Genomic DNA, 13377 nt, shown 5'->3' on the forward strand with positions numbered 1-13377 from the left:
TGATGAAGTCACTGCTCCCGCGAGCGCCGAGATTCTATTGGCTGGTTATCCTTGCGTTCGCCGCGTCGGTGATCATGTCCGACCTGCCGGGTTTCGGTGACGAGCATTGGTCGACCTCGGTCGCGTTCCGTGGGAGCGTCATCGCGGTTGCGGCTATTCTGGCAGTCCTGTCCGAGGTCTGGGACATCGCGCCCGCGGTCATTGTCAACGCGGAGGCCCGTTACCAGAACCGGCAGGCTTGCGAGGTCTACACGATCCCGGTCGCTTTCGAGGCAGCACGGACTTTCATGCCGGGGATATCGCGGCTGCGCGTGACGCGGACGGATGACCATCGGGCGATCCGACCGTGGACTTTGCGCTTCGAACACGCCGCAGAGGGACGAAAGGGTGAGTGGTAGCGCGGCCGATACCCGGTAAGGTAGCCATCACGAGCATGACGAGAGGCGCTCGGGTCAGGCATCGTGATCACCATCTCCGACAGCCTGATCGAGCCAGCCATCGGTATAGGTCCAGGCGACGGTCTTCCCCGTGGCAAGATCGAGCACATGTGCGCCGCCGCCGAACGCGCCGACGCGCGGCCGGTCGCAGGTATTGGCATATTGAAAGCCCCAGCGGCCGGTCAGACCGAAGTTGGTGGCGCACAACCTGACGAACTGGATCAGGCGCTCGGGGTCGCCGGTGCCGTTGTCGCGCATCCAGAGTTTGGTGCCGCCGTGCTCGGGTTGGATCGACAGGAGGAAGCCGTCGGACGGGGGCTCTTCCGAAGCGCCCTCTAGGGAAAGCTGATTGTAGAGGTCGAGCGCGCGAGCGGCGTTGTCGGGTGTGCCGACGTCGAGCAGGCAGGAGAAATGGGTGAAATAATTGGCCATGTCAGGCTCCTGAAACAGGAAAGCCCGGCGCGAAGCCGGGCGGAACGAATGAAGGGGAACGGCGGTCAGGCCGCTGGTGGGGGATGGATGCGGTCGTCGTCGATCGCGACGACCTCGGCAATGGGCTCGCGGCAATCTGCCGTGATCAGATCTTGAAGAAGGCATGGCTCAAAGCCGATCCCCCTCGCCGGGAGCGTCAGGATCGCGAGCGCCCGCGATGATCGCCTCGCCGCGCGCGACGGCCCAAATGGCGCGGCCGATCCATTCCTCCGACGATGCTCGGCCAGCCTGTACGTCCGCGAGCATCAGCTTCAGTAGGCCAAGCAAAATCTCGAAATGTCCGGCCTTGCGTTGGACCGTCTCGGCGAATTGCGAGGGAACGGGAGCAGCCTCGCCGGCATACGCAGCATCGGCACCCTGCCAGATGCCGGTGACATAGGTCTCGCCGGACGTGTCGACGTCCTCCTTGGCATCTTCCCAGCCATCGTCATCGATGGCTTTGCGGCATGCCTCTGCGATCGTCTCGGCGCTGTAGGTTCGCGAACGGTAAACCGGCAGGTGGTAGGTGGTCTCAATGGTGTAGTCGGGCATATCAGGCTCCTGAAACGACAAAGCCCGGCGCGAGGCCGGGCCGGGATGGGGAATGGGACGCCGACGGCGTCAGAGGCGGAAGTGCGCCACGAGCCGCTGGGCAGCGGCATGGTGGCGGAGCATGTCGCGGTAGAAGCGTTTGCGGGCCTCCCGCCTCGCGGGATCGCGGCGCGCCGATCGAGCGAGCCTGCGGCGCGCAGCGCGGATCACGGTCCGGTCGCTGTCCCACACCATGATGTCGAGACGCAGATAGGTCGCGTACATTGGCGCCTCCTAGACGTTGATGCGTTCGCACAGGACGTCGATCTCGGGCAGATCGAGGCCCGCATGCGCGCCGTCATTGGTGAGGATGGTCATGAAGACCGGATCGAGAGGCCCATTCACGAGAGCGAGCTGAAGGGTACGAAGGCCAGCCAGCAAGGCATCGCGTTCATGGGCCGTCACAGTGACGGTGTGAAAGGCCTCGACCGTCTCGCCGCGTTCGAGCAGGCGCACGCCGCTGTGCTCGTCGATTTCGTAGTCGTCGAACTCCTGCACATATCCGGTGGCGAGCCATTCGCCATCGTAGTGGACGCTCTCGGCAAGCTTCTGCGCCTCTTCGGGCGTATCGGCCTCGACGACGGTTTCGTAGTAGACGAAGGCGTCGTGGCCTTTGCTGACGACAAATTTCGGCATGGGAATCTCCATAGGAAACGCGTCCGGCGCGCGGCCGGTCGAGCTGGTGGGAACAAGGGTGAGAGATCAGGCGGCTTGCGGCAGCCGAAGCAGCTCGGCGGCGGTCTCGCGCCAGACGGGCGCCGAGAGCCTCTCTCTCAGCTTCGACCCGTCACCCGGCCAAGGGCCTGCCCTCGCCCTCTCTTGTGGGGGCTGCCGGCGCGGCGATGTTGCCGGCGCCGGAGCCGCCGACAACAAGGGAGGCCCGGTCGCTCCGCGCTCCGGGCCGTTGATGTGAGGCGCCTGCGCCTCACTGGAAGGGATCGATTTCGAGTTCGATCATGTCCTCGTCGCCGTCGAATTCCCCGGCAGGCATGGCGACGTGGGTTCCGTCCCCGGCCTGGAACACGACGATCGACACCATCAGCGTGGTGGCGAGGCTGGCGGCGAAGGCGGTGGCATCTGCATAGGACATGGGTTCCGGCTCCTGTCTTGGGAGGCGGGGGACCATCCCCCGCGCGACAGGCGCCCGAAGTGTCCGAACGGATCGGCAATCACCCTTGCGGTTCGGGCATGTCCCGATCCGCGAGGGCGGCACGCTGGCGTAAGCCGACCCCTCGTGGGTTGATTGATAAGGAGACGGCTCGGACCAAGGTCGGCGAATGGAAGCGGGGGTGGTGTTCTGCCTTCGACAGCATGCCGCTAACCCGACGCAGATGACGCGCCGCGCCAGCCTTGCCGCTACTCCGATGTCAGCCTGACGGGAGTTTCGGGCCGGGGGTGGAATCCATCTCCGTTTCCAGGCCGGCGGAGCGACGAAGGGCGTCGTCCAGCGAGGCGTACGCGTCCAGTTCGATGATGCGGGTGAAGCAGTCGGCCATGTCGGCTTCTCCGCGACGGGCGGCGGAAGCCACTCTCCCGATCCCATCCCGTCACGGCTCAGCCGGCCTTTTGCTCGCTCTCCAGCCGCCGGCGACGGCGGCGATGGCCGCATAAAAAAAGCGCCCCGCCATGCGGAGGGGCGCTTGCGTCGATCAGTCGATGGCCGCGTAGATCGCCGAGGCCTCGGAATGTCCGTCGACATAGGCATGGAGGCGATCATAACCGAGCGGCAGCAAGTCGGAATCGGTCTGGAAAGCGAGATGCGAGAAGGTGAACAGCGTGGCGATGATGCCGGCAGCCTCCGCTGAGACCTCACCCCGGAACTCGGTGATGTCGCTTTCGATCCGGAAGCGCCGATCTGAGGCCGGTGCGAGGAACAAGGGGTATCCCCGGCGCTCGTAGAAATTCCAGAAGCCGCCGCCGTAGTCGCGCGGGCTGAGCCGGTCGATGAAGGTGTAGACCGTATTTTCGGCGACGATCAGAAGCCGGATGCCGAACAAGGTCGGCAGGAACATTTCGCGACGGTCGTCCGGAACAATCGTTGCGGCATCGGGTCGGTTGGTTTCGAGTGTCATGGCCTGGTTCTCCAGAGAGGATGAGGACAGGTCCGGACGGCTCTCTCTCCATCTGTCCGGACCATCCTGGCCCGGCAGCGCTCTGCCTCTCTCAGGCCCTCCAGAGGCCACGCGCGATTTCGCGTTCGAGCATGGCGCGCGCACTTGCCATCACGTCGTCGCCTCGCGTCTCGGGATGTTCGAAGAACCGCGCTTCGGGACCGTGCTCGATCCAGTCGGCGTAGTAGCAATACGCCCGATCGCCGAGCCGGAAGGCCGCCATGTCGGCGGCCCAATGCGGCTTCGGCTCGACGACGACGGTAACGCCGTCGCGGGTTTCCTGCCATGGCAGCGAGCGTCTGGAGGGAGGGCAATGGAGATCGGCGGCGAAGATCTCTTCGACGGTGATCATGACGCTGCTCCTCCCTCCGATCTCGCGACGAAGCCGTTCGGATCGTTGGGATCGGGCGGCAGGTAGGCGTCGTAGGGGTTGCCGTCGGCCAGATGGCCGAACGGCGTCATGACGTAATCGCCGTCATCGGCGCGGCCGACCGCGCAAAGGACATAGCGACGCTCGCCGGTGACGGCGTCCAGGCACTCCATAAGTGCGAGACTGCCGTCGCCAGCGGCGCGCAGCAGCGTATTGAAATTGGCGCGGGCATGATCGGGAATGGCCATGGTGGGCTCCTGAAACGAGATGGCCCGCCGTCGGGCGACGGCGGGCCGGGTGGATGGTAAGCGGGGTGATCAGGCGGCGGCCCGGCCTTCGACGACATCCGTGCCGACCTCGTCGGCCGTGACCTCCTCGAGGCGGGCACGGCTGTATCCTTTGCTGGCCACCCAGAGTTCGGCCGCCTCGCGGTTTTCGGCGAGGTGCAGCAACTCGGTATCGTCGCCAACATCCTGCATGACGCGGAACTGGCCGATCTTCGGCCGCTCGACCACCTGGAAGGTCAGGTCGCTATCGATGCCGTAGGTCCGCATGACCGTGATGAGGATAATGCCCCCTTGGCCGAAGTCGCCCTCATGCAGGGTGAAGGACGGCGGGCTCGTGTAGGTCGGACGCTCCCGGCCCGGCGCCTTGCGCACGAGGCGGCCGACGCCGTTGCGGGATTTCCACGCGGCGAGCTTCTTCGTGAAGCGTGCGGGAGGTTTCGGCTGGCCATCGCTGTAGGCCACAAGCGAGCCGAGCGGCGCGATATCGAAAATCAGGGAAGCAGACATGAACGGGGTCTCCTGAAACGCAAAAGGCCCGGCGGGATGCCGGGCCGTGAAGAGGAAGGGGAAGAAATGCGGGGCGGCCGGAGCCGCCCCGCCGGTGCGCGCTATTCCGCGGCGACGAGAGCCACGGGATCGTCATCGGTCTCGGCGACGACCTCCTCGTCGTCCCCGGCGAGGAAGTCGGGCAGCGCCACCTCGGGCTCGGCCGCTTCGGACGCAACCTCGACCGCGGACTCCTCGGTGACGAGACGCAGCGGTTCGGGCAGCCAGGCGGTATTCGCGAGCCGCTCCTCCGCTTCGGACGCCATCCACATCTTGTCCTTCTTCTGGTGGTCGAGGAGATTGGCGGTGCTCTCGCCGACGGCCTCGGCGATCGCTTCGAGGATGCGCTGCTTGGTCACGCGACCGAAGTAGTTCGCGACGGTCGGCCGGAATCCGGCTTCCGCCATGTCGAGATCGGTCACGCGGGCCAGGCGATCGGCTTCCGCCATGCGCGCCTGGAGCTGCGTTTCGGAGATGCCGCTGGCGCTGAGGGGATTGGGCCGCTCATAGAGCGCGTTGATGCCGAGCGACATGCAATGAGCCAGCAGCGCCATGCGGTTCTCGTCGTCGAGGGCAACGAGCCAATCCCAGAGCGCATCGTCGTCGGTGGGCACCTTGGCCTTCCATGCGGCGTGCCGCTCATCCACGGCCTTCGCGTAGGGCGTGGTCTTGAGATCGGTTCCCTGACCGCTGCAATAGACCTCATGAACCGAGACCTGGACGGTCGCGCCGCGCGTGGACCGCCTGAAGGCGTCACGAACGAGCTTGTGCAGCAGCGCCGTCATGGCGACATGCGGGTTGTTGCCCACGGCGTTGCGCAGCGCGATGGTACGATGCGCCGACAGCTCGATCACCAGCTTCTCGGGGAGAGGTCTGATGACGTCCACATCCTCCTCGCGCTCGACCGGCTGGCCATTGACCGTGACGACGGTGCGCGGTCCCTCGGGCGAGAGGTCCTCATCATCCTCGCCATCGATGTCGGCGTTCGGGTCCAGCGCTTCGGTGTCGACGGTCTCGACCGGCTCGTCCTCGGGACGCACCCAGCCGCGATCGACGATAAGCTCGCCGTCCTCGTCGACGGTGATGAAGACGCCGCCGATGGCGATTTCAGCCGGATGGAAGACGGTCGGCCTGCGCTCGAAGGCTTCGAGCTGCTTTTCGATCTCGCCCAGGCGCCGGTCGATGTCCTCGGGCAGCTCCTGATCGGCCGGATACTTTGCCTCAAGGCGCTCCTGCTCCTTGCGCAGCTTCTCGCGATCGCGGCGTTCCTTCTTGGACAGCTCGGCCGGCGTGCCGACGATCCCGCGCAGGTCGTGATCGTAGCCGTAGGGAAGTTCGAGGTCGGCTTCGACCCACTTCCAGCCTTCGGCGGCCACCGCGTCGGCGGTTGCCTTCAGCTTCCCGGCGACCAGCCGGTCGAGAAGCGGCACGTCCTCGAGCCAGCCCTCCTCGTCATCGTCGAAGAGGTAACGCGGAAGGACGGGGCCGCCCGCCGCCAGATAGGCGTCGAGGCCGATGAAGCGCGCGCGCTTGTCGGATGCGGGCACCTCGGTCTGGGTGAGCATGTCCCGGATCTGCCAAGGCTCATTGTTGTGGGACTGCCGGACGGCATCCCACACCTGCTCCTGGCGTTCATGATCCGGATGGGCGGTGAACGCCTCCAGCATCCTGAGCGTCATGCCGTTCGCAGCATAGACCTCGTGCAGCTTGGGCGAGACCTTGGCGAGCACCAGGCGCTGCTCGACATAGCGCGTCGTCGTGAAGTAGGCGCTGGCGACCTCCTCATGGGTCATTCCGCCATCCACCATCCGCTTGAACGCGCGGAACTGGTCGAGCGGGTGAAGAGCGACGCGGAAGGTGTTCTCGGCCAGCGAGTCGTCGACGGCCGAGGTCTTGGCGTTAGCCTTCTTGACGAGGCAGGGGACCAAGCCGTCCTCGGGGAAGCGGCCCTTTGCCACCAAACGGGCGATGACGCGATGGCGCCGGCCGCCGGCCGGGGTCTCGAAATCACCGGTCTCGTTGCCGTCGGCGTCGAGAATGGCGCGCACATTGATGCCGAGGATCAGGTCCTCGCGTCGCTCGACATCGAACTCAAGTTCATCGAGGCCGGCATCGGCATCGACTTCGCGAACATTGTCGCTCGACAGATGGATGCGGTTGAAGGGAATGTCGCGCGACCGCGAGAACTCGATCATCGCGAGGGCGGGCTTCTTCTTGGCAGCTCGGGCCATGGTGGGGTACTCCGTGACGGGCGCCGAGAGCCTCTCTCTCCGCTATCAACCCGTCACAAAACCCCATCCCCTCTCTCACTCTCTCGACGTCGATGCGGGCGCTTCCCTCAACGGACGGGGAACGACGGCCGCGGCTCGTTCACCCGGTATTTCCGCCGCAGCGCCTCGATCGCCGCTTCCTGCCGGACGATCCTGCGGCGAAGCCGGTCGAGATCGGGACCGGCCGCCTTGAGCAGATCGTCCAGAATGCGGCGGTATTCCGCCTCGTCCACGCCGCTCCACCGGCTCATCGCGCGACGGTAGTGCCGCGCTTTCGGCCGCCCGCGGATCGTCTCCGCGTCGGCCCGGCGGGACACCGCGTGTTCGGCCAGCGCGAGATTGCGCCGGCTTTGGGCGAGGCTGCTTCCATGCGCCGGAGAGCCGCGCGCAGCCCCTCGCGCTGCATCACGCCGCCCGCCTGTGCGGCTCGGCGTCCACCGGGTGCAGTTCGTCGTCCGGGGCGAAGGACAAGATCCAGTCGGCCGCCTTGCTCGCCTGCGAGGCCGCGCGCACGATGGCGCGGGAATCCTCGCGCATGACGTCGAGCCAGCTCCCGATATAGTCGGCGTGGCGTACGGTCGGCACGATGCCGAGCGCGGCGCAGGCGAAGGCTGAAATCTGCTCGGCTATCAGCTCTTCGAAGGCATATTTCTTCGTACCGAACGAGCCGGTCAGGTCACGGTTGAGCCGGCTATGATGGCCGCTGGCGTGACCGAGTTCGTGCAGCGCCGTACGGTGCCAGTTGATCGGCTCGAAATAGGCCTGGGGCGGCGGGACCGTCACATAGTCCTGCGACGGGACGTAAAATGCCCGATTGCCGCCGATACGGAAATCGACGCCGGTCGCCTTGATGAGCGCTTCGACCCTCGGCTCGATCAGGCCGGGCGGCGGCGGAGCAACGGTGACGATGTCATCGGGCAGTCCTTCGCATTGCGCGACGTTGAAGACCGTAAAGCGCTTCAGGAAGGGAATGGCATGTGCCTCCTCGCCGGTCTCGCGCGCCCGGCGCTTCTCGTCCTCGGGGACGAAACGGTCGGCATAGACGACAGCGGTGCCGTGCTCGCCCTTGCGCACATTGCCGCCGAGCGACAGCGCCTGTCGGAATGTGAGCCAGCCCTGTCCGGGGAAGCCATGCTGAACGACGGCGCCCCAGAGGATCAGGATGTTGATGCCACTGTAGGCGCGGCCGGTGCTGGCGTTCTTCGGCAGGCCGAGCGGTGCCTTGGTGGCCGCCGTGCCCCAGGGCTGCACCCACGGCACCCGGCCGGCCTCCAGCTCGGCAATGATCTTGCTGGTGATCTCGTCGTAGAGGTTCGCCCGGCTCGAGCCGGCGCGAACGCTGCGATCGTGTCTGGACATCGCGGTTCTCCGCGACGGGCGCCGGAAGCCTCTCTCCCAGCCCTCAACCCGTCACGGTAAACCCCGTCCGCACTTTCACTCTAGGGGGCGTTGCGGGGCAGGCTGTGCAGAAACTCAGCGAGGACTCGATGCGGCCGCGATGACGCAAACCGAATAGAGCGGGGTTCTCAGCCCCGCGACATCAGCGCTCCGGTTCCGAAGGCGTTCGAAGCGCGGATAATGTTGAATGCCAGGACCGAGAGGGCAGCTTCGGCTTTCACCCGCCGCAAACCGCGGGTCAGGAAGCGACCTCCGCCAGACATTCGCTTGATGGTGCCGAAGGGATGCTCGACCGTGCAGCGCCGGATCGTCATAAGATCAGGTTTCTCCTGAACCCGACGTTCCATCCGATCGAGCGCGCCCTGATCCACGAGCCTGTGAATGGTGCGCTGATATCCCGGCGTACACTGCTGTTTGATCTGGCAAGTCTGGCAGGCGGGCGTTCTGTAACGGATCGCCCGATTTCGGGTATGCTTGCCCTTGGGATACATGGTTTCACCAGCAGGGCAGCGGATCGTGTCGGTCTGCTCGTCATGGACGAATTGCACGGGGCGGAAGTATTGCGCGCTCATGGCCCCGCGCTTGATCGGCGCTGCCACGCGGACACCGTCCTGTTCGCAACGCGCGACTTCCTGCGCGTTCGAGTAGCCTCCGTCCGCCAGCACTTCGAGCTGGTCGACGTCGAGCACTTCTTTTGCCGCTATCGCCATTGGATGCAGCAACTGGCTGTCGTTGGCTTCGTTGGCGACATCGTTGTGAATGATCAGCCCGCTTTCGATATCGACGACACTTTGGAGATTATAGGCCGGGAACTTCGGCGCCCGACCATATCCCATTGGTCGTGCATCCGGCTCTCCGAAGACCACGACGTTGGTATCATGCTCAGCAAGTTCGGCCTGCCGCTTTTCCAAGCGCTGCTTACGGCGTTCGAGTGACGCGATCGCGCTGGCAAACGCAGCGCGATTGACCGTCTGATCGCGCGCGCCCGCCGAGTGTTGATCTGCTATGTTGAGGCGGTCGAGATAGTAGGCGATTTCTGTTTCGGTATGAGCGATGTCGCGTGCCAGACGATCCGCTCCTGCAATATTCTTCGCGCTGGCAACCGCCCGCATCTTTGTTCCGTCCAGCGCCACCTTGCCAGGAGTGACCAAGCCGTTCTCGCGACAGAAGCTGATGAATGCGGCCCCCGTGCGGACGATCGCTTCGGGGTTGTCGTGCCGGAACGCCGCAATGGTCCGATAGTCCGGGGTCATGCGCCGCATCAGCCAGATGGCCTCCAGATCGCGCTGGCAGGCGCGCTCCAATTGTCGCGATGAACGCAACTGGTTCAGGTAGCCCCAGATGTAGAGCCGCAGCATGTCGCCGGGGTGATAGCCAGGTCGTCCTGTCGGGGCAGAGACGGTGCGCTCGAAGCCGAGCGCCGTGAGATCGAGGGTTTCGACGAAGGCATCAATGACGCGGACGAGAGAGTCCTGCGACACGTAATCTTCAACACAGGCGGGCAGCAGTAACGGCTGGCTCCGGTCATATCCCTCAATAAAGCGTCCCATCGTGCCCCCGTCCCGCAAATAATTAAGTGTACCATCCGCAGGTGAATAACCCCAGTAAATGCTTGGTAATACGAGCAATATCTACTGAGCGCGCTTGGGCTTCCCGTCCTCACTGTTCGGCGGCGCTGTCCAGCTACCCGACCAGGTGGAAACTTCGGATCGTCCCTGCCTAGACTCTCGCCCATATGTCGATTAGTCTCGACATATGGAATCAGATAATGCCATCCTCGCTTTCGCCGCGCTCGCGCAACCGACCCGACTCGACGTGTTCCGTCTACTGATGGAGCATGAGCCGGACGGGTTGCCCGCAGGCGAGATCGCCCGCAGGTTAGATGTCCCCCACAATACGATGTCCACACATCTGGCGACGCTGACGCGCGCCAGCCTGATAGAGGCGGAGCGGCATAGCCGGTCGATCATTTATCGGGCAAGGCTCGACGCCGTTCGCGCGCTTGCCAGCTTTCTCGTCAAGGATTGCTGCGGCGGCCGACCCGAGATCTGCGCGCCGCTGATCGCCGATTTTTCCCCTTGCTGCTCACCGCAAACCCTCACCGCAAAGGAGGCCACTCATGACTGACCGCATCTTCAACGTCCTGTTCCTCTGCACCGGCAATTCGGCGCGCTCAATCCTCGCGGAAAGCATCCTGAACAAGGATGGCGAAGGCCGATTTCGTGCCTTCTCTGCCGGGTCGCAACCCAAGGGGGCGGTCAATCCCTTCGCGCTGAAGGTGCTGAAGAGCTTCGACTACCCCTCTGAAGGCTTCCGCTCGAAGGGTTGGGAAGAGTTTGCTGGGCCTGATGCGCCTGTTATGGATTTCGTGTTCACCGTCTGCGACAACGCCGCCGGCGAAACCTGCCCTGTCTGGCCTGGCCAGCCGATGACAGCTCATTGGGGCATCGAAGACCCTGCCGCCGTCGATGGGCCGGATATCCAGAAGGAAGCCGCCTTCGTTGCGGCCTTCCGCTACATGAAGAACCGCATCTCGGCGTTCACGTCCCTGCCGGTTGCTAGTCTCGACAAGGCGTCGCTGCGCACGAAGCTGACCGAGATCGGCCAATCAGATGGCGCGTCGTCTCCCAGAAACAGCGCGGCGTGAGGCAAGCCATGGATGCCATCATCTATCACAACCCGGATTGCGGGACTTCGCGCAACACCTTGGCGATGATCCGCAATGCGGGCGTCGAGCCGCATGTCATCGAATATCTGAAGACGCCGCCATCTCGGGATATGCTGACTCGGCTTATCGCGCGCATGGGTATATCTGCGCGAGAGCTGCTCCGTGAGAAAGGCACGCCTTATGCCGAACTTGGCCTTGGCGACCCGGCTCTGAGCGAGGCGCAATTGCTCGATGCCATGATGGCGCATCCTATCCTGATCAACCGACCCATCGTCGTCAGCCCTAAGGGCGTCCGGCTCTGCCGACCGTCCGAGGACGTGCTCGACCTGCTGCCGCCGCAACGCGGCGCGTTCGTCAAGGAAGACGGCGAGCGCGTGATCGACGAACACGGCCAGCGTGTCGCAACGGCCTGAGGGAATTGCATGTCCACCTTTGAACGCTACCTGACCCTCTGGGTCGCGCTGTGCATTGTCGTCGGCATCGCGCTCGGCCATTTTCTGCCGGGCGCATTTCATGCCATCGGCGCGATGGAAATTGCCAAGGTCAACCTGCCGGTGGCGGTACTGATCTGGCTGATGGTCATCCCTATGCTTCTCAAGATCGACTTCGCTGCGCTTGGTGAGGTCGGCCGCCACTGGCGCGGCATCGGCGTAACGCTGTTCATCAACTGGGCGGTAAAACCGTTCTCGATGGCGCTACTGGGCTGGTTGTTCATCGGCTGGGTGTTCCGGCCCTATCTACCTGCTGACCAGATCGACGGTTACATTGCCGGCCTCATCATCCTTGCAGCCGCGCCATGCACGGCCATGGTGTTTGTCTGGTCGAACCTGACCAAGGGTGAACCGCATTTCACATTGAGCCAGGTCGCCCTCAACGACGCGATCATGGTCGTCGCCTTTGCGCCGATTGTCGGCCTGCTGCTGGGCCTGTCAGCCATCACCGTGCCGTGGGGCACGCTGGTCCTGTCGGTCGTCCTCTATATCGTCATGCCCGTCATCATCGCGCAGATCATCCGTCGCCGGATGCTGACAAGTGGCGGGCAGGCAGCGCTTGACCGGCTGCTTGCAAAGCTCGGCCCGGCTTCTCTCGTCGCTTTGCTGGCGACGCTTGTTTTGCTGTTCGGATTTCAGGGCGAGCAGATCATCGCGCAGCCGGCCATCATCGGCCTGCTGGCAGTGCCGATCCTGATTCAGGTCTATTTCAACTCCGGCCTTGCCTATCTGCTCAACCGGCTTGCCGGCGAACAACATTGCGTTGCCGGTCCCTCGGCGCTGATCGGCGCGTCAAATTTCTTCGAACTGGCGGTTGCCGCCGCCATCAGCCTGTTCGGTTTTCACTCGGGTGCGGCGCTCGCCACCGTTGTCGGGGTGCTGATTGAAGTGCCGGTGATGCTCTCGGTCGTCTGGATCGTGAACCGCTCCAAAGGCTGGTATGAGCGTGGCGGCAAGGTGTCCGAACTCGCGAAAGAGCAGCGTTGATGCCGGACGATCTTCCCAATCTTGATGCCGGCTGCGTTGATACTCCCAGCCTTGGTCGGCTGCGCGTAACCCACCCTTCTACCCATCCGCCGCGTATCCTGCTGCTTTATGGCTCGCTCCGCGAGCGATCCTACAGCCGTTTCCTGACATTCGAGGCCGAGCGCCTGCTGAAACACTTTGGCGCGGAAACACGCATCTTCGATCCGCATGGCCTGCCATTGCCGGACGGCGCCGAGGTCAGGCATCCGAAAGTGCAGGAACTGCGAGAGCTCTCGCTCTGGTCGGAAGGCCAGGTCTGGACCAGCCCGGAGCGGCACGGCGCAATGAGCGCGGTGATGAAGGCGCAGATCGACTGGATTCCCCTTTCGGTCGGCGCGGTAAGGCCAACGCAGGGCCGGACACTCGCGGTGATGCAGGTCTCCGGCGGCTCGCAGAGCTTCAACGCCGTCAACCAGATGCGTGTGCTCGGCCGCTGGATGCGCATGGTGACGATCCCCAACCAGTCCTCCGTCGCCAAGGCCTTTCAGGAGTTCGACGATGCGGGCCGGATGAAACCGTCTTCATATTATGATCGAGTGCTCGACGTAATGGAGGAACTGATGAAGTTTACGCTTCTGACGCGCGACGTCTCACCCTACCTGACCGACCGCTATTCCGAGCGCAAGGAGAGCGGCGAGGCCCTGATGCAGCGGGTCAATCTGACGGCTGCAACCTGAGAATCTATCCCGCGCCGATCGCACGTCATCGCTC

At 64.2% G+C, this 13377-nt stretch carries 20 protein-coding genes; 6 read left to right on the forward strand and 14 right to left on the reverse strand.

Going from position 1 to position 13377, the window contains the following annotated elements:
- Positions 1-2: 2 nt before the first annotated feature.
- On the forward strand, positions 3-398 hold the full coding sequence (locus shn_RS18225) for a hypothetical protein (RefSeq protein WP_064331670.1): 396 nt from the start codon (positions 3-5) through the stop codon (positions 396-398).
- Between the two features lie 54 nt (positions 399-452).
- Here the strand turns inward: shn_RS18225 and shn_RS18230 are convergent, their stop codons facing one another.
- From shn_RS18230 to shn_RS18285, 14 genes are all read right to left on the reverse strand, one after another.
- A complete protein-coding gene (locus shn_RS18230) occupies positions 453-869 on the reverse strand; it encodes a hypothetical protein (RefSeq protein ID WP_064331671.1) in 417 nt (138 codons plus the stop codon).
- A gap of 168 nt (positions 870-1037) precedes the next feature.
- Positions 1038-1460, reverse strand: a complete 423-nt coding sequence (locus shn_RS18235) for a hypothetical protein (protein WP_064331672.1) — start codon at positions 1458-1460, stop codon at positions 1038-1040.
- Positions 1461-1529: 69 nt separating this feature from the next.
- Positions 1530-1724 carry a hypothetical protein gene (locus tag shn_RS18240; protein WP_064331673.1) on the reverse strand — a complete coding sequence of 65 codons (195 nt, stop codon included), beginning with the start codon at positions 1722-1724 and terminating at the stop codon, positions 1530-1532.
- A 9-nt stretch (positions 1725-1733) separates the two neighbouring features.
- Entirely contained in the window at positions 1734-2135 is a 402-nt protein-coding gene (locus shn_RS18245) for a hypothetical protein (protein ID WP_064331674.1), read from the reverse strand.
- A gap of 289 nt (positions 2136-2424) precedes the next feature.
- The gene (locus shn_RS35895; RefSeq protein WP_168168929.1) at positions 2425-2589 is read right to left on the reverse strand and encodes a hypothetical protein; all 165 of its coding nucleotides are present in this window, start codon (positions 2587-2589) and stop codon (positions 2425-2427) included.
- Positions 2590-2866: 277 nt separating this feature from the next.
- Positions 2867-2995 carry a hypothetical protein gene (locus shn_RS37450; RefSeq protein WP_256388478.1) on the reverse strand — a complete coding sequence of 43 codons (129 nt, stop codon included), beginning with the start codon at positions 2993-2995 and terminating at the stop codon, positions 2867-2869.
- A 153-nt stretch (positions 2996-3148) separates the two neighbouring features.
- A complete protein-coding gene (locus tag shn_RS18250) occupies positions 3149-3571 on the reverse strand; it encodes an antirestriction protein (protein ID WP_064331675.1) in 423 nt (140 codons plus the stop codon).
- A 91-nt stretch (positions 3572-3662) separates the two neighbouring features.
- A complete protein-coding gene (locus shn_RS18255) occupies positions 3663-3962 on the reverse strand; it encodes a hypothetical protein (protein ID WP_064331676.1) in 300 nt (99 codons plus the stop codon).
- Positions 3959-4228 (reverse strand): DUF6117 family protein, encoded by a 270-nt coding sequence (locus shn_RS18260; protein ID WP_064331677.1) that lies wholly within the window; start codon positions 4226-4228, stop codon positions 3959-3961. Before shn_RS18260 ends, shn_RS18255 begins: the two co-directional genes overlap by 4 nt.
- Positions 4229-4297: 69 nt before the next feature.
- On the reverse strand, positions 4298-4774 hold the full coding sequence (locus shn_RS18265) for a hypothetical protein (RefSeq protein ID WP_064331678.1): 477 nt from the start codon (positions 4772-4774) through the stop codon (positions 4298-4300).
- A gap of 101 nt (positions 4775-4875) precedes the next feature.
- Complete coding sequence (locus tag shn_RS18270; protein WP_064331679.1) at positions 4876-7044, reverse strand: hypothetical protein; 2169 nt, start codon at positions 7042-7044, stop codon at positions 4876-4878.
- Between the two features lie 107 nt (positions 7045-7151).
- The gene (locus tag shn_RS37090) at positions 7152-7316 is read right to left on the reverse strand and encodes a hypothetical protein (RefSeq protein WP_245337324.1); all 165 of its coding nucleotides are present in this window, start codon (positions 7314-7316) and stop codon (positions 7152-7154) included.
- A 172-nt stretch (positions 7317-7488) separates the two neighbouring features.
- Positions 7489-8442, reverse strand: coding sequence for an ArdC family protein (locus tag shn_RS18280; protein ID WP_064331680.1), 954 nt, complete (start codon positions 8440-8442; stop codon positions 7489-7491).
- A gap of 167 nt (positions 8443-8609) precedes the next feature.
- Positions 8610-10031: an IS1182 family transposase gene (locus shn_RS18285; protein WP_064331681.1), complete on the reverse strand. Its 1422-nt coding sequence runs from the start codon at positions 10029-10031 to the stop codon at positions 8610-8612.
- A gap of 205 nt (positions 10032-10236) precedes the next feature.
- Between shn_RS18285 and shn_RS18290 the strand changes: the two genes are divergently transcribed.
- The 5 genes from shn_RS18290 to arsH are packed head-to-tail and all read left to right on the forward strand — an operon-like array spanning position 10237 to position 13343.
- Positions 10237-10608 (forward strand): helix-turn-helix transcriptional regulator, encoded by a 372-nt coding sequence (locus shn_RS18290; protein WP_046845536.1) that lies wholly within the window; start codon positions 10237-10239, stop codon positions 10606-10608.
- The gene (locus shn_RS18295; protein WP_064331682.1) at positions 10601-11128 is read left to right on the forward strand and encodes an arsenate reductase ArsC; all 528 of its coding nucleotides are present in this window, start codon (positions 10601-10603) and stop codon (positions 11126-11128) included. Before shn_RS18290 ends, shn_RS18295 begins: the two co-directional genes overlap by 8 nt.
- Positions 11129-11136: 8 nt before the next feature.
- Positions 11137-11562, forward strand: a complete 426-nt coding sequence (gene arsC / locus shn_RS18300) for an arsenate reductase (glutaredoxin) (RefSeq protein WP_064331683.1) — start codon at positions 11137-11139, stop codon at positions 11560-11562.
- A gap of 9 nt (positions 11563-11571) precedes the next feature.
- Positions 11572-12627: an ACR3 family arsenite efflux transporter gene (gene arsB / locus shn_RS18305; RefSeq protein ID WP_064331684.1), complete on the forward strand. Its 1056-nt coding sequence runs from the start codon at positions 11572-11574 to the stop codon at positions 12625-12627.
- Positions 12627-13343 carry an arsenical resistance protein ArsH gene (gene arsH, locus shn_RS18310; RefSeq protein ID WP_064331685.1) on the forward strand — a complete coding sequence of 239 codons (717 nt, stop codon included), beginning with the start codon at positions 12627-12629 and terminating at the stop codon, positions 13341-13343. Before arsB ends, arsH begins: the two co-directional genes overlap by 1 nt.
- The last annotated feature ends 34 nt before the right edge of the window (positions 13344-13377 follow it).

The organism is Shinella sp. HZN7 (assembly GCF_001652565.1).
GTDB classification, from domain to species: Bacteria; Pseudomonadota; Alphaproteobacteria; order Rhizobiales; family Rhizobiaceae; genus Shinella; species Shinella granuli.